We start from the raw sequence: 20,380 nt of genomic DNA, 5'->3' as shown, positions 1-20,380 counted from the left end.
CCGTCGCTACGGCGCGCCGACCCGCCACCTCTCGGTGGTCACCCGGCCCGCGGGATACGTCCGTGGTTCGCCGTACACGGAGGACGCGCCGGCCTCGGACTCGGCGACGACCTGCGTGCCCCACCGCAGGTCGCGGTCGACGCTGACGTGCTCGGTACGCCGGAACGGCATGTCGAACGTCGCCTCACCGGAGTAGCCCGTCCAGTTCGGATTGTCGCCGAGAGTCCCCTGCCACGACCGCGCGCCGACCGCCCCGGAGGCTTCCGCGGAGTAGTGAGCGTCCACCGTGGCCAGGTCGGCGTCCCGCACGGCACGCCGATATCCGCCGGGCACGATGCCCCGCTCGATGAGGTACAGCTCGTACAGGTACGGACTGTTGCGGCCGGGCCGGGCGAACGTACCGGAGAGAACGGTGACGAAGTCCGGGGCGGGCCTGCGCGAGCCGACGGTCCCGATCGCCGCCATCGCGAACGACGGCAGGTCCACGCCGCTGTCCACCTTCTTCCACCGCAGGTAGATGCCGGCCCAGAGCTGACCGGCATCGCGCCGCGGCACGGTCACCCGGATCGGCCGGGCCCTGTGGGCGTCCATGGTCAGCGTCATGGAGCGGTCCACCCGCAGCGCGGGCTGCCCCAGGACCGAGGCCTCGTCGTCCGCCTCCGTCTCCGTGTCCCGGCCCCGGAACACGTAGCCGGCCAGGCCGTACGTGCCGCGCGGCAGCCGGAACGTCATCGAGGAGACGGTGCCGAGCTCGAACCACGACGACCGGACGTCCAGGCCCTCGAGCATGGTCGCCACGTCACCGGCCGGGGAGCCGTCGCGGTTGCGGTAGTCGAGCTTGACCGTGTAGCTCTCGACCTCCTTGTCGACCGCGTACGGCGTGCGCACCTGCACGCCGCCGGGCCCGGTCGCGAGCAGGTAGCCGTCCTGGACCCCGGTGGGGCCCGGCACCCGCGTGTCCACGGTCAGGGAGGTGGACGCCTTGCCGCCGGCCGGCACGGTGAGGGTGCGCGCCCGGAGCTTGAACCCGGGCCGGGCGGGGTGCAGCGCGAGGGCCAGGGCGACCGGCTTCGCCCCGGCGTTGCGGTACGTGACGGTCCTGGTCACCGGCTTGTCGTCGGAGTGCGGCCACGCCTGCCGCCCGAAGCTCAGGCTGCCGCCGTCGACGGTCACCTCCTGGGTGATCGCCCGGGCCACGTCCACCCGGCCGGCACCCTGCTCCAGCACGCCGAAGCCGTCCAGCCACGCGGCGGACCCCATCAGCGCCTCCTTGCGCCGGGCCGCCGTCCAGTCCGGGTGCAGTCCGGTGAGGATCGCCGCCGCGGCCGCGACGTGCGGGGCGGCCATCGACGTACCGGACATGGCGGTGTAGCCGTCCGCCGGGCCCTCGTCGGTGTCGCTGTGGGCCGCCCTGGCCGCGACGATGCCGACCCCCGGCGCGGCGAGGTCCGGCTTGAGCCCCGCGTCACCCACGCGCGGCCCGCGGCTGGAGAAGTCGGCGATCCGGTCCGCGGAGTCGACCGCCGCGACGGCCAGGGCCGCGTCGGCGCCCGCGGGCGAGCTGATGGTGCCGTCGGAGTTGCCGCTCTCGCCGTCGTTGCCGGCGGAGACGACGAACAGGCTGTCGTAGCGGGCGGTCAGGTCGGTGACCGCCTTCTCGACCGGATCGAGGCCGGGCGTGTCCCAGTCGCCGATGCTGACGTTGATCACCCGCGATCGCGGCGCCGCCCACTGCATCCCGGCGATGATGGCCGACTCCGAGCAGAATTCCGAACCGCAGACCTTGCCGACGTTCAACCGTACGCCGGGAGCCACGCCCCGGTACTTCCCCGCCGACGCGGCGCCCGTGCCGGCCAGGATCGACGCCACGTGGGTGCCGTGGCCGACGTGGTCGTCGATGCCCTCGTCGGTGGTGAAGTTCGCCGACTCGGCGACCTGTGCGGCCAGGTCCGGATGGCTCGCGTCGATGCCGCTGTCGAGCACCGCGACCGGCACCCCGGCCCCGGTGAGCCCCTTCTGCCAGGCCGCCGGCACGCCGATCTGCGCGTTGCTGACGTCGTCGGCGACGCGGCGCTTGCCGTCCAGCCAGACCCGGTTCGTCCCGCCGTCCACGACCGCGGCGCGCCACAGCCTGCCGCGGTCCGCCGCACGGGTCCGCAGCGCCGTCAACCCGAGCGTGGGCAGCTCCCGCGCCACGGTGACCCGGGCGCGGGCGGCGACCGCGGGTCCGGTCTTCGATTCGAGCAGAAGCGGCAACTCCGCGCCGCCACGGTCGTCGTAGCCGTCGCGCCGGAGCCGGGTGAGGTCGAACAGCCGCGCGTCCACCCGCCCGGAGCCGATCAGCGGGACGGCGTCCACCGGGATCACGTAGTGCGCGTCCGCCGTACGGTGATGGACGAACCGCATGGCCGAGCGGCCCGGTCCGCGCACGATGCCGATCGCGCCGTTCCCCGCCTCGGTCACCGTGTCCCCGGTGATGAGGGTGAAGGTCCGGGCGGCACCGGCCGCCGGCCTGGTGACCGTCGCCGCCGTTCCGGTGGCGGCGCCGGACGTGACCGTCAGGACGACGGCCGCGGCGAGCGCCGTGCCGGAGATCGCCCGGCGACGGCTCAATGATCTTGTAACGAACATCGGCAGAGCATGGCCGACGTCGATGCGGGACAGCTTCCCCCTGAGGACGGACCCCCTCGGCCGAAAGTCGTGCCGCCGGGATCACCCCGGCCGGAGTACGCGCGGGTCTCCGTGGCGGTGACCCCGGGTCACATGGTGGCGAGGGCCGCCGCGAAGGTGGCAGCCGCCGCCGCGAGCAGGCCGCCCAGCGTGCCGCCCATGACCACCAGCGCCGGGCGCGTACGCAGCCGCAGCCGCAGCAGCCGGTAGACCCCCAGGGCGCCGATCAGGGCCAGCACCGCGAGATACGCGACGAACAGGAACGCCGCGCCGATGAGGAGCGCGGCGACGGCGCCGGTCACCGCGGCCCTGCGGGGTCCGAGGTCGTCGACCAGCACCCGGCGCGCGGCGGCGAACGAGAGGACGACGGCCAGCGCCACCGTCGCCGGATACGCCACGTGGGCGACCAGGACCATCAGCAGGAAGGCCGCGCCGACCACGGCCGCGACCCGCGCGGCCGCGGCCGGGGCCGCCCGCACCGAGGCGGTGCGCGCCACGACCAGCAGCGTGACGGCGCCGGCGTAGAACGCCGCGAGAGCGATGAGGACAGCCAGAGCGAGATCCACGCCGCGAGGGTACGACGGCCGCGCACCCCCGGGCCCCGCCGTTGCGGACGGGACCCGCGATCAGCGCGGCCGGCGCAGCCCGTCCAGGACGAGGGTGATGACCCCGTCGGCCTCGGCCCGCCAATCGGGGCGGTCGTGGGCCGCGCCGATGCCGTGCAGCGCCATCATGACGGCGCCCGCCCCCACGTCGTCGCGGACGGCGCCGCCGGCCACGGCGGCGGCCACGAGGTCGGTGACGGCCTGTTCCAGGGCCCGGCTGCCCTCGGCGAGCGCGCCCGAGCCGGTGGCCATGAGCGTGGCCAGCGTCCGGGCCAGGCCCTCGTGGGCGTCGATGTGGTCGACCATGCCCCGCAGGAACGTGGCCAGCGCCTCGTCCGCGGGCAGCGTGGCCCGCAGGTGCCGGGCGCGGTCGCACAGGGTGGCGACCTCGTGGTGGTAGACCGCCTCGGCCAGCGCCTCCCGGGTGGGGAAATGGCGGTAGAGCGTGCCGACGCCCACCCCGGCCAGCGCGGCGAAGTCGTCGAAGCGCAGGTCGAAGAAGTCTCCCGAGTCGAAGAGCTCCCGGGCCCTGGCGATCAGGGCCTCGCGGTTGCGCCGGGCGTCGGCACGCAGCGGCTTGTCGGCGGTCATGCGCTACCTCGTTGACAAATGGAGATCGTCTCCATATCTTCTCGGGTTAAGTGGAGATTGCCTCCACATCGATCGTAGCCCACGAGGTGCAGCGTGAAGATCCTGATGTTCGGCCGAGGCGCGATCGCCACCATCTACGGCTGGGCCCTGGAACAGGCCGGACACGAGATCGAGTTCTACGTCCGCCCGGGCCGCGCGGCGACCTACGGGAACACCATCGACCTCGACCTGCGCCGCCTCCGGCGGCGCGTCGTCCAGAAGTGGCCGGTGCGCTACCGCGAGGAACTGGCTCCGGACCACGACTTCGACCTGATCGTGCTCAGCCTGCCGCACCACAGCCTCCCGGAGGCGACCGCCTTCCTGGCCCCACGCCTCGGCAACGCCACCGTCCTGATCTTCGGCAACCTCTGGGCCGAGCCCCTGACCGCGATCGGCACCCTCCCCGCCGACCGGACAGCCTGGGGCTCCCCCCAAGCCGGCGGCGGCTTCGACCCCGACGGCGTCCTCCGCGGCAACCTCCTGCCCACGGTCCTCTTCGGCACGCTGGGCCAACCCCCGACAGACCGCGAGCTTTCGGTACGCCGGGCGTTCCGCGAGGCCGGCCTCCGCCCCCGGGAACAACCCGACTTCCGCGGCTGGCTGTGGCTCCACTTCGCCCTCAACGCGGGCATCCACTCCCAAGGCCTGCGACTGGGCTCCCTCGCCGCGCTCCCCGGCTCGACGGCCGCCTTCCGCGAGGCGCTCCTGACCGCCCGCGAACTCCTGCCGGTCATCGAAGCCCGCGGCATCGACCTACGCCGCCACCGCGCGTACGTGCTGCCGCTCCGAGCACCCGCCCGCTTGACCGCCCCCGCCCTCGCCTGGCTGACCGCCCACATCACGCTGCTGCGCGTGAGCTTCGAGGCACACTCCGGCCCCGAAGCCCACGAGCCCCGGGAGATCTGCCGCGACGCCCTGGCGGAGGCCCGGCGGCTGGGCATCGCGGCCCCCCGCCTGGAAGCGGCGGAACCCCTCCTGGAAGGAACGCCATAACCAGCAACGCCTGCCGACCCTCGTTGTGGTCCGTCGCTACAGCGCCGGTCGCCTTGGCCCGGCTCAAGACCGAAGCGCCGTCGCCTCAGTGCGAGTCGACCCGGGGGTTGGTGGCGTAGCCCGACCCGCAGCCGGCCGAGCTGACCACGGGCGGGTCCCCGTCGCCGGAGGACCGGGTGATCCAGGGGCCGCCGACCGTGGTCACCCGGCCGACGTTCGCGCAGTCGGTGAGGACCCGGTAGGAGCCCGTGCCCGACGAGCAGTGCGCATAGGCGACGTTGCCGTCACCGTTGGTCCAGGCCGAGCAGTTGTAGACATAAGCAGCCGCCGGCGACTGAACAACGAGCGCCGCGCCCGTGCCGAGACCGGCGGCCACCACCAATCCGATAAGCGTTCTCCGCAATCTGATCACCCCCGTAATCACACGATTGAGTCCACTGTGGGCATGCTAACAAGCGGACCCCTTGATCACGATGCGCCGCCGTGCAGCTCCCGGATGAGGGAATCCGGCACCGGCTTGCCGAGCATGTGGCAGACGACCACCTTCTGGGCGGCGAACTCCGCGGTGATCCAGCGCGTGATCCCGTCGTTGGGTGCGAGGTCGCTCGCCTTACCGGTGCTGTCGCTGACGGCGGTGCGGCGGCCGTCGCCGGAGACCGCGGTCGTGCTGTGGTGGCCCTGGGTGTCGCCGCCGTGGCCCCAGGCCTTGCCGCAGGGCGTGTCGAACTCGATCAGCCCGAGGCCGTAGCCGCCCTTGATGGGGAATTCGGGCGGCAGGGCGATCGTGGTCTTCATCTGGCGCAGCTGCGTACGGGAGAACAGTTCGCCTTTGAGAAGGGCGGAGTAGAAGCGTGACAGGTCGCCGGCGGTGGAGATGACCGCCCCGGCGGCGCCGGCCCAGCCGCCGATGTTCGCACCCGTGTAGTCGGTGTATTCCGGGGTGCCGCCGGCGAAGATGATCGCGTATCCGTGCGCGTATCCCCGGCCGGTGCCGGTGGCCCGCGGGTCGGCGTAATAGGTGTCCTCGAGTCCGAGCGGGCGGGCGATGCGCTCTCGGACGAGGTCGGCGAGGCTCGAGCCGGTCAGCTTTTCCGCGATCATTCCGAGCAGGGTGTAATTCGTGTTCGAGTACGACCACATCTTGCCGGGGGCGGATGTCGGCGGGTGGGCGAAGGCGGCGGTGAGCAGTTCCTGCTCGGTCCAGTTGTGCTGCGGGTCGTTCTGCAGGAGGGACAACACCCCGGGATCGCCGGTGTAACTGAACAGGCCGCTCGTGTGGTTGAGCAGCATGCGCACGGTGATGTCGTCGCCGCCGGGGACGACGCCCGGCAGGTACGCCGAGACCGGCGAGTCGAGCCGGACCGCCTTCCTGTCGACCAGTTGCAGGATCAGCGTGGCGGTGAAGGTCTTGGTGTTGCTGCCGATCTCGAACTGGTCGTCCGCGCGGAGCGCCCGGCCCGTGGCACGGTCGGCGACTCCGGCGGCGGTGGTGGAGACGCGCCGGCCGTCGTTGATCCGGGCCAGGTAACCGGGGTTGCCGATGTCCAGCATCCGCTGGGCGACGTCGCGCAGGGAGCCGGCGGCCGGCGCGGCGGCCGGCGGGATCGAGTGGGAGGTGGCGGCGGAGGAGGAGGCGACGGTAACTCCGGAACCGGCCAGCAACGCCGCCACGGACATGACGACACGGAGGATGCGCCGGCTCGTCGGGGCGGCCGGGTGGGCAGGGCTCATGATCTCGTCTCCTTGATCGACAGCGTGGCGCGAGGACCGCGACCGGCGTCTGTTCTATAAGATGTATATCAGATATGATGGCTAGCGTGCAGCTGCTCCTTGACCTCGACAGCGAGACGCCGATCTATCAGCAGATCCGCGACCGCGTGGTGGAAGCCATCGCGGACGGGCACCTGGCGGCGGGCGCCGCGCTGCCCTCGACCCGGCAGCTGGCGGTCGACCTCGCGATCAACTTCCATACCGTCAACAAGGCCTACGACCTGCTGCGCCGGGAGGGGATCATCCGCGTCAACCGCAAGAGCGGCGCGATCGTGCATCCGGGCGTCAAACAGCCCATCACCGATGCCGAGGCCGCCGCCGACTGGCGACGACGCGCCCGCACGCTGCTCGCCGAGGCCGACGTCCGCGGGCTCTCCCGGGAAGAGATTCAGGGCTTCGTCCGTACGACCTTGGACCGGTTCTCGGACCTGCCCACGACGGAGCCCCGCCCGGACGCCGGCAGCACCGCGTCACGAGCTACCACCGACTGAAACGGGCACCCCTCATGCTGATCATCACAGTCGTCAACCTGGGTAGCACCGCGGTACTCGGCGCCGTGCTGTACCTCCTGCCGCACGCCCTGCTGAATGCGGCCACCGTCCCTTTCGGAGTGCGCGTGCCACCCGACCAGACGAACGCCCCGGAGATCGTCACCCAGCGCCGGCGATACGCCCACCGCCTGATCACCGCCGCCGCCGTGATCACCCCCCTCGCGGTGATCTCCGGCGCCATCCTGCGCACTGCCGTGTCCGGCGCCGTCGGCGCGATCCTCCTCACCGCCACCGCGGCGGTCCTGTGGGCCCGCGCCAACCGCACGATCAACCACACCAAGCAACACCACGGATGGTACGAACACAGCCGCCAGGGCATCGCCGCCGACACCTCGCTGCGCACCGACCCGGTCCGCTTCCCGTGGCCGTGGGCGATCCCCTCGCTCGTGATCATCGCCGGCACGACCGGCGCGGGCATCATCGGCTACCCGCACCTGCCCCCGGCCCTCACCTGGCCCGTCGCCCTCGGCCCGGTGATCGCCCAGGTCCTCGCCACCACCCTCGCGGCCGCGACAACCGCCCTGGTCCTGCGCGCCCGCGCCGACATCGACGTCACCCGCCCCCGCGACGGCGCCGCCCGCTACCGGCGCTACCTCACCGCCATCGCGCGGGCCGTCATGGTCAGCACCGCCCTGATCGACCTCATGCTGCTCGGCCTCGCCGCCGTCCTCTGGACCGGCAACCGCTCCCCCTGGCTGTTCGCCCTGGCCACCGTGCCGCCCGTCCTCGGCTCGCTGGCCGTGTGGGCCCACCTCCTCGTCCGCGTCGGCCCCGCGGGCACCCGCCTGCCCACCACCGTCACCGACGAGCCACCCACCGGCCTCCTCCGCCGCGACGACGACCGCTTCTGGCGCGCCGCCGGCACGATCTACCTCAACCCCGACGATCCCGCCGCGGTCGTACCGAGCAGAACCGGAACCGGCTGGACCCTGAACGCCGGAAACCCGCGCGTCCTCCTGGCAGCAGCGGTGGTGCTCGCCCTCGCCGCCGCGATCACCACCGTCATCACCGTGAGCTAGCCCTCTCCGGCCGCTTCTCCCCGACGGCGCCACGCGGCCAGGAACGCCGCGCCCCACCGCCGCTCAGTGCGAGTCGACCCGGGGACTGGTGGCGTAGCCCGGCCCGCAGCCGGCCGAGCTGACCACGGGCGGGTCTCCGTCGCCGGAGGACCGGGTGATCGAGGGGCCGCCGACCGTGGGGCCGGCGTGGCGGGTGTGCTCAATCAAGGTCGCTCCACTGCACCTCGGTGCCGGTGGCCGCGGATCGACCTCCTTCGGCCCCCACCGCTTCCACCTCGACGGTGGTCCTGAGTTCGCCGCCGGCGCGATCGAGTTGTGCCACGAAGTATGCGGTGTTCGTCGTGCCACCGAGGTACGTGCGCCCACCGTCCGGACCACGACGGAACACGTCGTAGTGGTGGACGGGCCCGCCCGCCGCATTCCAGGCCAGCCGCAGGGACTTGCGGATCGCCGACACGTCCGTCATGCCGAGCACGGACAGCCCGGACGGCGCGTCGACGGCGGCCACCGGGCCGTCGTGGACGGCGAGCCGGCCGATCCGAAGGGAGTACGCGTCGACCTGGGTGTCCGCAGCGATGCGAAGACCGAGCTGAGCGATCGTGCGCCCCGCATACGCGGACAGGTCGAGATCCCTGGTCTCCCAGGCGGTACCGGCGGTGGCGCCGATGTCGAGGTACGTGAACGAGGTGGGATCGTCGGCGAAGGCCACCGCCGCTGCCACCCTTGCCGCGCCGGCCATGGGGGCCTTGACGACGATCGACAGCCTGGTGTCCGCGTTCACGGGCAGCCGGGTCTGGTAGAGGCGCACGGTGTTGGCGGCATCCAGCCGGCCGGACAGCCGCAGGGAACTGCCGCCCTCGTAGGCATCCGAGAAATCGATGCTCGGAGTCAGCTTCGTACCGGACGACTGCACGACCCAGCGATAGGTGGGCGGCACATCCTGCAACGACAGGTTGTTCCAGCCACCCGTCGCCACCTGTTCGCCTTCGATGGCGTACATGTCACCGTGTCCTGCGTTGAAGGTGGTGACGAACGGCTTGGCGACCACCGGGGTGGACTCGGCGACGTAGGTCGCCAGGCCCTTCCAGGGCGCGGTCGTGCCGGAGCTGGAAGGGTCGCCGGTGGGGCCCACCCAGTACCGAGCCTCGCGCTGGTAGAAATCGGCCCGCGACGATGACGACTTCCATGTCCATTCAGGGCGGTAGAGGCCGAGTCCGGTCACGTGCGGCTGGTCGGCCGGGAACGCGGCATTCCAGTCGACCGACGAGTTGTAGCCGTTGGCCTCGGTGTCGATGCCGGCGTACAGCTCGTACTCGCTGCGTCCGAGCCCGCGAGCGACACGGCGTGAGGACGCGAGTTTGCTCGAGTTCCAGCCGAAGTCCAGGAACATGGAGTCGGAGACCCGGACGGAGCCGTCCTGAAGGAACGCATCGTTGCTGGAGTTCAGTGCGTCCTGCCACGCCACCGCGCCACTCTCGGTCATCGCGTCGTACCACATGAACTCGACCGGTCCGCGCGAACGAGCATAGGTGAGCGCGCGGCGTACCTCGGTGGCGAGTGCGGTATTGCCGCCGCCGGTCTCCTGATTGATGAACCAGCCCTCGAAGCCGTAGTGCTGCGCCACCTGCACCAGTTTGTCGGCGACCGGATAGCTGTTGCCGGACTTCTGGACGAAGTCACGCACCCATTGCAGCTGGCCGCCATAGACGGTGGGCGGAAAGAACAACGTCCCGTAGACCTTGACCCCGTTACGGTGGGCGGCATCGATGACCGTGGCGTTCGGGGCCAGGATGAGACCCTCGCTCGCGGACCCACCCCAGAAGACCAAGGTGTCGACGTACTGCCAGTACGAGAACGCGTAGTAGCTGGGGTCCGCCGAGCCCTGCGACGGGTTGCGCGACGTCGGGGCGAAGGAGACGAGCGAGGCGATCCTGCCCTCCCCGGCGCGGGCGTTCGGGTTGGCTCTCAGCGCGGGGTCCGAGGCACGTGGGGCGAGCGGAACGCGGGCCCGGTTGAAGCGGGCGTCCGGATCCGTCGCCGGGTCCCAGGACAGAATGGTGTTCGGATGCCAGTACGAGGCGTACGGCTGATCGCCCGACGCCATCGCGCTCGGCGCCACCGGCGGGACAGCCGCACGGACACCGGGCACCGCACCGGCGAGACTCACCATCGTGACGACGACGGGCACCAGGAGGCGGGATGGTCTCATGGCTGTCTCCTCGCGAACGCCGGTGGACCGAGACGCAGTTGTGCCCCCACCCTAGCCACAGATTGATTCGCGTCGATTAATTCGCCGGCGGGCGGGTGTGCAGCCCCCCGAACAAGACGTCCAGGTAGCGGCGGGCGGTCTCGGTCCGGGAACGGACACCTTCGGGCGAGTGGACCCTGGCGGCGAAGGTGACACCGCACAACAGCGAGGCCACATCACCCGGGGTGATGGATGGATCGACCGCGCCGGCGGCTCTCGCCCTGTCCAGCAGGTCCGCGGACAGGTCGTTCAGGCGCCCCAGGAGTTCGCCCGTCAGCGGCAGCGCGGGTTGCGGCGACGCGAGCACCGACGCGATGGACGCGTCGGTTATCTGGGCGTCGACGGCCGCGTACAGGAAGTCGCGCAAGGCCGGCCACGCCTCGTCGCTTGCCACGGCCTGCTCGGCATGCCGCACCAACTCGGACAGGCCGGGCGCGGCCACGGTCTCGATCAGGGCCTCCGGGGTCGGGAAATGCCGGTAGACCGTGGCGACGCCCAGCGAGGCGGCCCTGGCCACCTCGTTCAGCTGGATCGGTACCTGTTGGTCGATCAGGCGGCGGCCCACCTCCACGATGCGCTGCCAGTTACGGGCGGCGTCCTTGCGCAGCGGAGCGGTGGTCATGCCCACAAGCGTAGCGGATGGGTTATCCACTTCTGCTACCTTGAAACGGATGGTTCATCCGTTTCAAGGAGAGGCAGCCATGACCGAGAGCATCACGGTGAACGGCACGACGCGGACGTACGAGGTCGTCGGTGAGGTGACCGGCCGGCCGGCGCGCAGCCTGGTACTTGTCTTTCACGGCTCGAAACAGACCGGCGCCAAGCACCGCAAGTTCACCGGAGGGGCATACGACGCGCTGGCCGACGGCGGCGACACGGTCGTGGTCTACCCGGACGGCCACAAGGGCAACTGGAACGACGCCCGGCGAGAGAGCGCCTTCCCCGCCCGCATGGAGAACGCCGACGACGTCGGATTCACCCGGGCACTGATCGACAAGCTCACCCGCACCCACGACATCGACCCGACCCGGGTATACGCCGCGGGTTACTCGAACGGCGGCCAGTTCGTGATGCGCCTCGCCCACGAGGCCCCCGACCTCATCGCCGGCGCGGCCGTGATCGCCGCGACGATGCCCGCGCCGGAGAGCTTCCTGCTGGCCGGCGCGCCGCCCGCACGCCTACCGATCGTCCTGGTCCACGGCACCGAGGATCCCATCGTCGGATACTCCCGGACCGAGATGACGTGGTGGGCCCGCAAGCTCTTCAAGGTCGGCGGACGCACCTTGACAGCTCCCGAGACCGCGGCCTACTTCGCCCACCGCAACGGCATCACCGCGCCGCCGGTCAGCGTGAGACTGCCCGCCTCGGACCGGGCCACCTCGGTCGAGCGCACCGAATACCGGCAACCCGGACACCCGCCGGTCACCCTCTACACCGTGCACGGCGGCGGCCACACGGTCCCGGGCCCGGTGAACGCCCCGCGCGTGGTCGGCAGGACCAACCACGACATCAACGTCGCCCGCCTGGTGGCCGCCCTTGACGAAAGGAGTCAGGCGTAGGCCGCTCCGGCCTGGCGGCCGGTTCCTGCCGGCGCAGAGCGGCAAGCACCTCGCCGGGCACGGTCGTGTCGCCCAGCACGTCGACGGCTCGGGTCCTGCGCGGAAACCGGTCGGCCCGGCGGCGTCCCGGGTGCTACCTTCCTTCGGCTGAAAGGGGACATCGTGCCGAAGCTCAACCAGATCATCGCCGTCGAGAAGGGCGTCAAGAGCAAGGCGTTCGCCGAGCTGAGCGACGCCCACCACGCCGTGCAGAAGACCGGTCCGCTGGCCGGCATCTCCCGGACGTACCAGCCGAAGGACGAGGAGGGCGAGCAGCTGCCCCCCGAGTCGACGCGGGTGCAGATCAAGGCCGAGGAGATCCTGCGCGAGGTGTCCGGGACGCTGACCCGGCTCTTCGACATCACCGCGACGAAGGACTGGACGAACTGTACGGCGCGGGCCGACGTCGTGGTCGACGGCCGCACGATCGCCGCCCAGGTCCCGGTGACGTACCTGCTGTTCCTCGAGAAGCAGCTCGCCGACCTGCACACGTTCGTCAAGAAGCTCCCGGTGCTGGACGCGGCCGAGTCGTGGCAGCGGGACGACTCGACGGACAGCTGGCGCACCGAGGCGGTGCGGACCAACCGCACCAAGAAGGTGCCGCGCAACCACGTGAAGGCCGAGGCCACCGAGAAGCACCCGGCCCAGGTCGAGGTCTACTACGAGGACGTCACCGTCGGCTACTGGACGACCGTCAAGTTCTCCGGCGCGCTGCCGGCCAAGCGGGTCAACGAGATCCTCGACCGGGTGCAGGCCCTGCAGACCGCGGTCAAGTTCGCCCGCGAGGAGGCCAACAACACCGAGGCCGCCGACCAGCGGGTCGGTGCGGCCGTCTTCGGCTACCTCTTCGGGTAGCCGTCACCGATTCCCCCGTGGGAGCGCGGGGGTGCGCCGGGAAACCCGGCGCAAAGCTGACAGCTGAAGCTGAAGCTGAATCCACCGGTCCCAGTGCGGGTTCGAGCCCCGCCCCCCGCACCACACGCGGGGGTAGCCCAACTGGCAGAGGCAGCCGGTATGAAACTCAGATTCTTCGCTCCAACGTCAGCATTCACCACTGAACACCAGGTCGACCGGGTACGGACGATGACAGCGGATGCCGGTTCAAGTCCGGTCCGCCGCGCTTCGAGCGGCGGTAGTTTAAAGGCAAAACCCGATGTCCTCACGAATGATCCACACTCTTAAACGTGCTGGTGTGTGCAATTCAGTGGTAAGCGGAGGCCCGGGGACTGGCCATGTCCCCGGGCTTCACCATGCGCGCCCGCGCCCCATGAACCGGAACTGCCGAGCGGGCCAGACCCCCGAGGACGTCATGGAGCGCGCCGACACCGCGATGTACCTCGCAAAACCCGTCAGACGACGCATCCGTACGGCGGAGAGCCCGCGCACCCGCTGAGGCACGCTCACGTTTCGGGAGGTCCCGGCGATCTCGGGCCCCCGGTCCGGGCCGGGCTACCGCCGGGCCTCCGGCTCGGAGCAGCATCGTAGGCTTTGGCCCTGATGGCTACCCGAGGTGTCGAAGGCGCTTACCAGGGAGCGCTCCGGGCGTTCCAGAATCCGATGCTCGCGCTGCTGCACCAGACGCACGCGCCGTTCGTGGTGACGGTGCTGGCGATGGTCTTCACCGCCGAGCGCCCGGCGGTCGCGGTGGCGGACGCGCACGCGGAGATCAACGACGCCCTCGACCAGTTGCGGGCCGCCGGCTACGGCGACGAGGACAACCAGCCGCTGCCCGCGGGCACCGCGCGTGATCTCTGCCGGCAGTGGGTGCAGGCGGGATGGCTGGTGCGGCAGGTTTCCGCCGACGACGACGCCGAGGTCTACCGGCTCTCGGCGTACGGCGTCGGGGCGCTCGAGGTCGCCGGGCGGGTCGGCGGAACGCGTACGCGGGTGTCGGAGTCGCGGGTCAGGACGTTGCTGGAGGCGATCGAGCGGCTGGCGCAGGACGCCGATCCGGACCTGATGTCCCGGATGGTGCGCCTGCACGAGGAGATCCAGCAGCGGCAGAGGGAGCTGACCCGGCTCGAGAAGGGTGGCGCCGTCGAGACGGTCGACGACGAGCAACTGCTCGAGGCGGCCGAGAACGTGCTGCACCTGGCGCGGGAGCTGCCCGCCGACTTCGCCCGCGTGGCCGAGTCGATCAAGGCCATCCAGCGGGACGTCGTCGCGGAGTTGCGGCACGACGTGCGGCCCACCGGTGAGGTGCTGCGCGAATACCTCGCCCGCGGCCGGCGGATCCTGGACGCGACGCCGGAGGGCCGCGCCTTCGCCGGGGCGCTGCGCCTGATCGGCGACCCGGCGCAGATCGACGGCCTGTGGGACCGGCTGCGTACGGTGCTGCGGCATCGGTTCACCGAGCTGCTGCCGCAGCAGCAGCGGCGCGAGCTGACCGAGATCTCCCGGCGGATCGAACAGGGGGTCAAGGAGGTGCTGGCCGCCCAGCGGCAGGCGTCGCACGTCATCACCACCCAGGTCCGCAACCACGACCCGATGCGGGACCGCCAGGTGGACGAGCTGCTGAGGGACGTGATGTCGGGCCTGCACCGGTGGGTTCCCGGCTCCCGCCGCGGCGAGGCCGTCGAGCCGCTGCGCCGCCTGCCGGTCGCCGACGTCGGACACCTGCGCCAGCGGACGAGCGACCCGCGGCCACCGCAGCCGCCGGCGCCGCTGCGGGACTGGGACGGGTCCGACGACCTGCCCGCCGCGGACACCCGGGCGTGGGGCGGACCCCGGTACGCCGAGTTGCGCGCACACCTGGAGGCGTTCGCCGACGGGGCGGTGGCCGTCGACGTGGTGGCCGCGTTCCGTGCGGCGGACGAGGAGATCCGGCGACCGGTCGACCTGCTCGGCCTGCTGGAGGTCGCCCACGGCGCCGGGATGACCGAGACGACCGAGGTCGCGGTGGTCGAGGCGGTGCGACCGGACCGGACCCGGAGACGGTTCGCTCTGGGCGGTGTGGTGACGGCGAATCCGGCGCGCGTGGACGGGAGCGGTGACGATGACTGAGCCGGACGGGACCGGCGACGACTGGCCGGCGGCCGGGTTCATCGACCCGGTCCCGATGGAGGAGGATCCGGCCGAGCTGTTCGCCGGCGACGCGGGCACGCTGGAGGCGGACGTACGCCGGGTGCTGGTCCAGTTGTTACGGCGCAAGTTCCTGCTCGCCGAGAAGAACCCGGCGTACTGGCGCACGTTGCTGGAGAACCAGCAGATCATCGAATCGCGGATGCACGACCTGTTCGTCCGTCTGGTGGTCGACCACGACCGCGGCGTCGCGTACAAGCAGCAGGTCCGTTCCGTGGAGCTGGACGTGCCGATCCTGCTCAAGGACGACCCGTACAACCGGGCCGAGACCCTGGTCCTGGTCCACCTCCGCACGGTCTTCCAGCGGGAACACGGCACGGGCGAGACGTCCGCGCGGGTCGACATCGAGGAGCTGGAGCAGACCGTGCTGACGTACTTCGACCCGCACGACCACAACCTGGCCAGGCGCCAGCAGGAGGTACGCAACGCGGTGCAGCGGCTGGTCACCGAGGGGCTGCTCACCGAGGAGTCCGCGGGCCGGTACAGGATCACCCCGATGGTGGAGGTCGTGCTGAGCACGGAGAAGCTCGCCGAGCTGGACCGGTGGCTGCGCGAACGGAACGAGGCCACCGCGTGAGCATGATCGACACGCTGTTCGGGCTGGTCCCGGCGGCATCGCGGGGTCAGCAGTGGGTCGCGCGGGACCTGCAACTGGTCAACTGGGGCGGCTACGACGGCTACCACCACCTGCGGCTCGCGCCGGGTGCGACGCTGCTGAGCGGAGGCTCCGGATCGGGCAAGTCGACGCTGATGGACTCGTACATCGCGTTGCTGATGCCGCACACCACCCCCTTCAACGGGGCGTCCAACGGCGGCGTGGTCGGCCGGCCCCGGGGCAAGGACCAGCGCAACGTCCTCTCGTACGCGCGTGGCAAGCTCGACGAGTCCCGCGCCGGCGGCGAGACGAAGCTGCGGGTGCTGCGCGGCGACGGCCGCGACACGTGGTCGGCCATCGCGATGACCTGGGTCGACCACACCGGCGCCGAGTTCACCGCGCTGCGGGCCTGGTACGTGCCGTCGTCGGCCCGCAACCTGGACGACGTCGTGGCGGTCCGCGCCACCTGTGACCAGGCATATCAGCTGCGGACGCTGGAAGGCCCCGCGAGCCGCAAGTTCGCCCGCGCCGACGTCGTGGCAACCGGCCTGACCTGGAGCGACACCGACCGGGAATTCACCGCGCGCCTGCACACCACGCTCGGCATCGGCGCCGCCGGCGACGGTCACAAGGCGATCGCGTTGCTCGGGCGGATCCAGGCCGGCCAGCAGATCACCACGGTCGACGCCCTGTACAAGACGATGGTCCTGGAGGAGCCGGCCACGCTCGCCACCGCGGACGCGGTGGTGCAGCAGTTCGACGAGTTGTCCGGCACCCGCGCCCGGATGATCACCGCCCGCCGGCAGGTGAAGGCGCTGACCCCGATCCGCGAGCACCGGCGCACCATCGACGACGCGGTGGACCGGTTGCGGTCGATCGACGAGATCGGCTCGTTCGCCGATGCGGCCTCGCCCGCCGCGCTGTGGCGTCATCAACGCCGGCTCGACCTGTTGCGCTCGGCGGAGCAGGACCTGGATCAGCGGCACCGCCGGGCCCAGGCCGAGCTCGCGGAGACCCGCGCCCTGGCCGAGGCGGCCGAGGCGCGGCACGACGGGATCGCCGACACGATCCGCGCCTCCGGTGGCGACCGCCTGGAGACCGCCCAGCGGGAGCTCCGCGGCGTGGAACGGCGGCTGGGCGAGGTCGGGCAGGCCCGGGAGCGGCTGGACAGGGTGCTGGACACGATCGGGGCCTCGGTCTCGACCGGTGACGACTTCGCCGCGCTGGTCGAGACGGCGCACCGCTCGGTGGCCGACGTCGACGCCCGGCGGACCGCTCAGCAGGCGTACGCCGCGGCGATGGCGGAGAAGAAGGACGCCGAGCGCGAGCTGGCGGGCCTGCGCGCCGAGCGCGACGCGGCCAGGGCCCGCCGGGGGAACATCCCGGCCGACCTGCACGCCGCTCGCGCGGCGCTGGCCGACGCCGCCGGCCTCAGCCCCGATGACCTGCCGTTCGTCGGCGAGCTGATCGAGGTACGGACGGAGTTCGAGCCGTGGCGCGAGGCGTTCAACCTGGCGCTCGGCGGATTCGCCACCCGGATCCTGATCGACATCGGCCGGTTGAACGCGTTCCGGGAGGCGATCAACGCGGTGCCGACCGCGCGGCGCATCCAGTTCGAGGGCGTCCGCACCGGGCAGCGCGACGAGGCCGGGCTCGACGGCAAGACCCTGCCCGGCCGGCTCGACTACCGGCCGTCGCCGTTCACCGCCTGGCTCAAGGGCGAACTCGCCCGCCGGTTCGCCTTCGTCTGTGTCGACACCCCGAGGCTGCTCCCGCAGTATTCCAAGGCACTCACGATCACCGGACAGACCTCGGAGGGCGGCCGGGGCGCGCACGGCGGCCACGGCCGGGCCAACGTCCTCGGCTTCTCGAACAGCAGGACGCTCGCCGGCCTCGAGACCCGGATCGGCCGGACGCGTGAGCGCCTCGACGCCGCCACCGCGGGGGTCGAGAGGGCGGAGGCGAACCTCAACGCGACTGAGGCCCGGCGTACGGCGTACCAGATCCTGACCGAGCTGTCGTGGAAGCAGGTGGATGTCGACGCGGTCCTTGCGGAGCAGGACCGCTGGAACCGCGTCCTGGCGGAGATCCGGGCCGGCAACCCGGAGATCGATCGGCTGCAGCGCGACCTGGACGCCCTCAAGCGCCAGGTCAGGGACCTGACCGAACGCGTCGGGCGGCAGAAGGACATGGTGACCAAGGTCGGTGAATCCTGGGCGTCGATCGTCGACGAGGTGGACAGCGCCCAGCTGGCGCTCGACAGGGCCGAGGACTCAGGGATCGACCTCAGCCCCGAGCACCGGGACTACCTGGAGACCCTCTTCGACAGGGACGCGGAGGGCGCCGGCCCGGCGGAGGTGCTCGCCCAGTTCGACGCGGGTGTGAAACGCGCCGCCGAGCGGGTCGACGCCGACCGGCGCTCCGCGGCGGAGTCGATCGGCCGGTCGAGGAAGGCGCTGCACGACACCTTCTCGACCTTCCTCGAACGCTGGCCGAACCCCAACCTCGGCATCGACCCGGACGCCTCCTACCGCGACTTCGACCGCCTGCTCACCGACCTGGAGACCAGCGGCCTGCACGAGCTGGAGACCGAGTGGCGCGACAGCCTGCTCAACCTGTCCGGCAACGACCTGACCGGCCTGGACAGCGAGCTGGCCGCCGCCGTACGGGAGATCCGCGACCGGATCGACCCGGTCAACCGCATCCTCGCCGGCCTGCCGTTCGCCGACGACGGACACCGGCTGCGCATCGACCCCCAGGAGAGCCACTCCACGGCCCGCGCCCGCTTCCGCAAGGAACTGCGCGACGTGCGCGCCCTCATCGACAAGGCGGTGACGGAGGACGACCGGGAACGCGCCTACCACCGGATGGTCAAGGTCATCGACCGTATCCGCCGCACCGCCCCCGACTTCGCCGACCTCGTCGACATACGCAACCACGTCCGGATCAGCGCCGAGAAGATCGACCTCGACGGCAAGCACGTCGCCGTCTACGACCACATCGGCGAGAAGTCGGGCGGCGAGTCCCAGGAACTCGTCGCCTTCATCGTCGGCGCCGCCCTGCGATACCAACTGGGCGACGCGGGCGCCGCCCGCCCCCGCTACGCCCCGGTCTTCCTCGACGAGGCGCTGATCAAGGCAGACGCCCATTTCACCGGCCGCGCCATCGGAGCCTGGCGGGGACTGGGCTTCCAGCTGATCATCGGAGCCCCGAACGACAAGCACAGCGCGATCGAACCGCACGTGGACGCGGAGTACGTGATCCTCAAGAACACCCAGGGCCGCTCCTGGGCGAAGCTCCTGGTCGGACTCCCGGACGCATGAGCACCCTCATCACCCCGCAGGACGCCGTCGCCGCTGTCCGCGGCAAGCTGGGACAGCGATGGGCGGGGGCGGTGCGACATCGACGCGGACGGCTACGCATCCTCGACCACTTCCGCGCCACCCTCGCCGCGGCCGCACCGGACGGGGCACCGGCCAAACCCCCCTCACCCACGCCGTAACCCAGCTCGTCCGGGTCGTGGCGAGAGAGTTCCGCTGAGCCGAAGACCCCGGCGCCGCCGACGTGGAAGAGGACTGCCACCGTGCGTCGGCTGCCTCACCCGCTCGAGCGACCACCGGCATGGCCGGCACCCGCCGGCCAGTACGATCCGCGCCATGGCGAACGCCGACACGAAGCTGGCAGCAGAGCTCGAAACCGACGCCGACAGGTACCCGGATGAGCGTCCGGAGATCCTCCTGGAGGCCGCCGACGCTTGGCAGCGGGCCGGACGCTCGGACCGTGCCCGGGCCATCCTCGACGAACTCGTCGAAGGCGGGGGTGAATACGGGTGTGATGCCCGCATTCAACTCGCCGACCTGCACCTGCAAGCCGGCGACACGATGATGGCGTACGCCGAGCTGAACACCGCGGCGAAAGACCATGCCCTGGGCGAACGGCAATGCGAACTCGCCGCCGAACTCCTCGCCGCGCACGGCGACCTCGACCAGGCAGCCCGCTGGTACGACCGCGCCGCGGCCCGCCTCACCGACGAACAACTCGACGCCCTCCGCCGCGGCGACAAGTGGCCCACCATCGGCACCACCATCATGCTGCGCAACCGGCAGCAGGTACGCCAACGGCTCGGCCGCTCTCCCGACCTGCTCGACACCCTGGTCCCTGAGCTGACGGATCCGGAGAAGCCGACGACGGCCGAGGACGTTCTCGACCTGATGGACTCCGGCTTCATCCCCCGGCAGACCCGCATGCTCACGTTCCGGCGCGACCAACGCCGGCTGGCCCAGCAGCAGTGGCCCGGCGTCTACGACCAACCGGACGACGAGTACTACGCCGCGGCCGAACACCGGTGGCGGGAGGTGCGCGACGGCGGGGTCCCGTCGATCACTGTCGTCGCCGCCGACGTCGACGACCTCATCGCATTCGCCCGGCTCCATGGCGGGTCGCCGACGGACCCGGCCATCAAACGGCGCTACTGCGAAACCGCACCCGACCGGGTGACCATCGACTGGCCGCCGGAACGGAACGCCGCCTGCTGGTGCGGCTCCGGACGCAAGTACAAGAAGTGCTGCGGCCGGCCCTGGATGAACGGGAAATCGCCGTCGTCTCCCAGGTGACATATTC

The 20,380-nt window shown here is 71.4% G+C and carries 18 protein-coding genes and 1 tRNA gene; 11 read left to right on the top strand and 8 right to left on the bottom strand.

Annotated elements, in window-relative coordinates:
• Positions 1 to 6 precede the first annotated feature (6 nt).
• The 3 genes from CLV70_RS31530 to CLV70_RS31520 all read right to left on the bottom strand — a co-directional run bounded on the left by CLV70_RS31530 (position 7) and on the right by CLV70_RS31520 (position 3,866).
• Positions 7 to 2,631, bottom strand: coding sequence for a S8 family serine peptidase (locus CLV70_RS31530; RefSeq protein ID WP_106130278.1), 2,625 nt, complete (start codon positions 2,629 to 2,631; stop codon positions 7 to 9).
• Positions 2,632 to 2,759: 128 nt separating this feature from the next.
• A complete protein-coding gene (locus CLV70_RS31525) occupies positions 2,760 to 3,236 on the bottom strand; it encodes a hypothetical protein (protein WP_106130277.1) in 477 nt (158 codons plus the stop codon).
• Between the two features lie 60 nt (positions 3,237 to 3,296).
• Positions 3,297 to 3,866: a TetR/AcrR family transcriptional regulator gene (locus CLV70_RS31520; RefSeq protein WP_106130276.1), complete on the bottom strand. Its 570-nt coding sequence runs from the start codon at positions 3,864 to 3,866 to the stop codon at positions 3,297 to 3,299.
• 93 nt (positions 3,867 to 3,959) lie between these two features.
• On the opposite strand from CLV70_RS31520, the gene CLV70_RS31515 reads away from it, so the two are divergent.
• A complete protein-coding gene (locus CLV70_RS31515) occupies positions 3,960 to 4,898 on the top strand; it encodes a ketopantoate reductase family protein (RefSeq protein WP_106130275.1) in 939 nt (312 codons plus the stop codon).
• Positions 4,899 to 4,983: 85 nt separating this feature from the next.
• Here the strand turns inward: CLV70_RS31515 and CLV70_RS31510 are convergent, their stop codons facing one another.
• Together CLV70_RS31510 and CLV70_RS31505 are read right to left on the bottom strand one after the other, a co-directional pair.
• Positions 4,984 to 5,301, bottom strand: coding sequence for a hypothetical protein (locus CLV70_RS31510; protein WP_146164223.1), 318 nt, complete (start codon positions 5,299 to 5,301; stop codon positions 4,984 to 4,986).
• Positions 5,302 to 5,366: 65 nt separating this feature from the next.
• Positions 5,367 to 6,629, bottom strand: coding sequence for a serine hydrolase domain-containing protein (locus CLV70_RS31505; RefSeq protein ID WP_106130273.1), 1,263 nt, complete (start codon positions 6,627 to 6,629; stop codon positions 5,367 to 5,369).
• Positions 6,630 to 6,715: 86 nt separating this feature from the next.
• Between CLV70_RS31505 and CLV70_RS31500 the strand changes: the two genes are divergently transcribed.
• The gene (locus CLV70_RS31500; RefSeq protein ID WP_106130272.1) at positions 6,716 to 7,159 is read left to right on the top strand and encodes a GntR family transcriptional regulator; all 444 of its coding nucleotides are present in this window, start codon (positions 6,716 to 6,718) and stop codon (positions 7,157 to 7,159) included.
• Between the two features lie 14 nt (positions 7,160 to 7,173).
• Positions 7,174 to 8,238: a DUF5808 domain-containing protein gene (locus CLV70_RS31495; RefSeq protein ID WP_106130271.1), complete on the top strand. Its 1,065-nt coding sequence runs from the start codon at positions 7,174 to 7,176 to the stop codon at positions 8,236 to 8,238.
• Between the two features lie 63 nt (positions 8,239 to 8,301).
• Here the strand turns inward: CLV70_RS31495 and CLV70_RS39905 are convergent, their stop codons facing one another.
• From CLV70_RS39905 to CLV70_RS31485, 3 genes are all read right to left on the bottom strand, one after another.
• Positions 8,302 to 8,445, bottom strand: a complete 144-nt coding sequence (locus CLV70_RS39905) for a hypothetical protein (protein WP_158277860.1) — start codon at positions 8,443 to 8,445, stop codon at positions 8,302 to 8,304.
• Positions 8,438 to 10,447, bottom strand: a complete 2,010-nt coding sequence (locus tag CLV70_RS31490; protein WP_106130270.1) for an endo-beta-N-acetylglucosaminidase — start codon at positions 10,445 to 10,447, stop codon at positions 8,438 to 8,440. Before CLV70_RS31490 ends, CLV70_RS39905 begins: the two co-directional genes overlap by 8 nt.
• A 76-nt stretch (positions 10,448 to 10,523) precedes the next feature.
• Positions 10,524 to 11,108: a TetR/AcrR family transcriptional regulator gene (locus tag CLV70_RS31485; protein ID WP_106130269.1), complete on the bottom strand. Its 585-nt coding sequence runs from the start codon at positions 11,106 to 11,108 to the stop codon at positions 10,524 to 10,526.
• A gap of 79 nt (positions 11,109 to 11,187) precedes the next feature.
• Between CLV70_RS31485 and CLV70_RS31480 the strand changes: the two genes are divergently transcribed.
• The 8 genes from CLV70_RS31480 to CLV70_RS31455 all read left to right on the top strand — a co-directional run bounded on the left by CLV70_RS31480 (position 11,188) and on the right by CLV70_RS31455 (position 20,373).
• A complete protein-coding gene (locus tag CLV70_RS31480) occupies positions 11,188 to 12,045 on the top strand; it encodes a CE1 family esterase (RefSeq protein WP_106130268.1) in 858 nt (285 codons plus the stop codon).
• Between the two features lie 162 nt (positions 12,046 to 12,207).
• A complete protein-coding gene (locus CLV70_RS31475) occupies positions 12,208 to 12,939 on the top strand; it encodes a DUF7873 family protein (RefSeq protein ID WP_106130267.1) in 732 nt (243 codons plus the stop codon).
• Between the two features lie 25 nt (positions 12,940 to 12,964).
• Positions 12,965 to 13,062: transfer RNA gene (locus CLV70_RS39900), tRNA-OTHER, on the top strand.
• A gap of 519 nt (positions 13,063 to 13,581) precedes the next feature.
• Entirely contained in the window at positions 13,582 to 15,087 is a 1,506-nt protein-coding gene (locus CLV70_RS31470) for a DUF3375 domain-containing protein (RefSeq protein WP_106130266.1), read from the top strand.
• Entirely contained in the window at positions 15,080 to 15,742 is a 663-nt protein-coding gene (locus CLV70_RS31465) for a DUF4194 domain-containing protein (protein WP_106130265.1), read from the top strand. Before CLV70_RS31470 ends, CLV70_RS31465 begins: the two co-directional genes overlap by 8 nt.
• Positions 15,743 to 15,744: 2 nt before the next feature.
• Positions 15,745 to 19,083: an ATP-binding protein gene (locus CLV70_RS41860; RefSeq protein ID WP_281260512.1), complete on the top strand. Its 3,339-nt coding sequence runs from the start codon at positions 15,745 to 15,747 to the stop codon at positions 19,081 to 19,083.
• Positions 19,080 to 19,262, top strand: a complete 183-nt coding sequence (locus CLV70_RS39305; protein ID WP_146164222.1) for a hypothetical protein — start codon at positions 19,080 to 19,082, stop codon at positions 19,260 to 19,262. Before CLV70_RS41860 ends, CLV70_RS39305 begins: the two co-directional genes overlap by 4 nt.
• A gap of 154 nt (positions 19,263 to 19,416) precedes the next feature.
• Entirely contained in the window at positions 19,417 to 20,373 is a 957-nt protein-coding gene (locus CLV70_RS31455) for an SEC-C metal-binding domain-containing protein (protein ID WP_106130263.1), read from the top strand.
• Positions 20,374 to 20,380: the final 7 nt, after the last annotated feature.

Origin of the sequence: Pseudosporangium ferrugineum (assembly GCF_003002065.1) — a bacterium.
Taxonomy (GTDB): domain Bacteria; phylum Actinomycetota; class Actinomycetes; order Mycobacteriales; family Micromonosporaceae; genus Actinoplanes; species Actinoplanes ferrugineus_A.
Note: the sequence above shows the minus strand (reverse complement) of the source record. Positions and strands in the feature narration are given on the sequence as shown.

Excerpts from the sequence above, each read along its gene's own strand:
- CLV70_RS31490 (WP_106130270.1), bottom strand. The coding sequence starts at position 10,447 with ATGAGACCATCCCGCCTCCTGGTGCCCGTCGTCGTCACGATGGTGAGT.
- CLV70_RS31485 (WP_106130269.1), bottom strand. The coding sequence starts at position 11,108 with ATGACCACCGCTCCGCTGCGCAAGGACGCCGCCCGTAACTGGCAGCGC.
- CLV70_RS31495 (WP_106130271.1), top strand. The coding sequence starts at position 7,174 with ATGCTGATCATCACAGTCGTCAACCTGGGTAGCACCGCGGTACTCGGC.
- CLV70_RS31505 (WP_106130273.1), bottom strand. The coding sequence starts at position 6,629 with ATGAGCCCTGCCCACCCGGCCGCCCCGACGAGCCGGCGCATCCTCCGT.
- CLV70_RS41860 (WP_281260512.1), top strand. The coding sequence starts at position 15,745 with ATGATCGACACGCTGTTCGGGCTGGTCCCGGCGGCATCGCGGGGTCAG.
- CLV70_RS31455 (WP_106130263.1), top strand. The coding sequence starts at position 19,417 with ATGGCGAACGCCGACACGAAGCTGGCAGCAGAGCTCGAAACCGACGCC.
- CLV70_RS31465 (WP_106130265.1), top strand. The coding sequence starts at position 15,080 with ATGACTGAGCCGGACGGGACCGGCGACGACTGGCCGGCGGCCGGGTTC.
- CLV70_RS31530 (WP_106130278.1), bottom strand. The coding sequence starts at position 2,631 with ATGTTCGTTACAAGATCATTGAGCCGTCGCCGGGCGATCTCCGGCACG.
- CLV70_RS39305 (WP_146164222.1), top strand. The coding sequence starts at position 19,080 with ATGAGCACCCTCATCACCCCGCAGGACGCCGTCGCCGCTGTCCGCGGC.
- CLV70_RS31520 (WP_106130276.1), bottom strand. The coding sequence starts at position 3,866 with ATGACCGCCGACAAGCCGCTGCGTGCCGACGCCCGGCGCAACCGCGAG.
- CLV70_RS31470 (WP_106130266.1), top strand. The coding sequence starts at position 13,582 with ATGGCTACCCGAGGTGTCGAAGGCGCTTACCAGGGAGCGCTCCGGGCG.
- CLV70_RS31480 (WP_106130268.1), top strand. The coding sequence starts at position 11,188 with ATGACCGAGAGCATCACGGTGAACGGCACGACGCGGACGTACGAGGTC.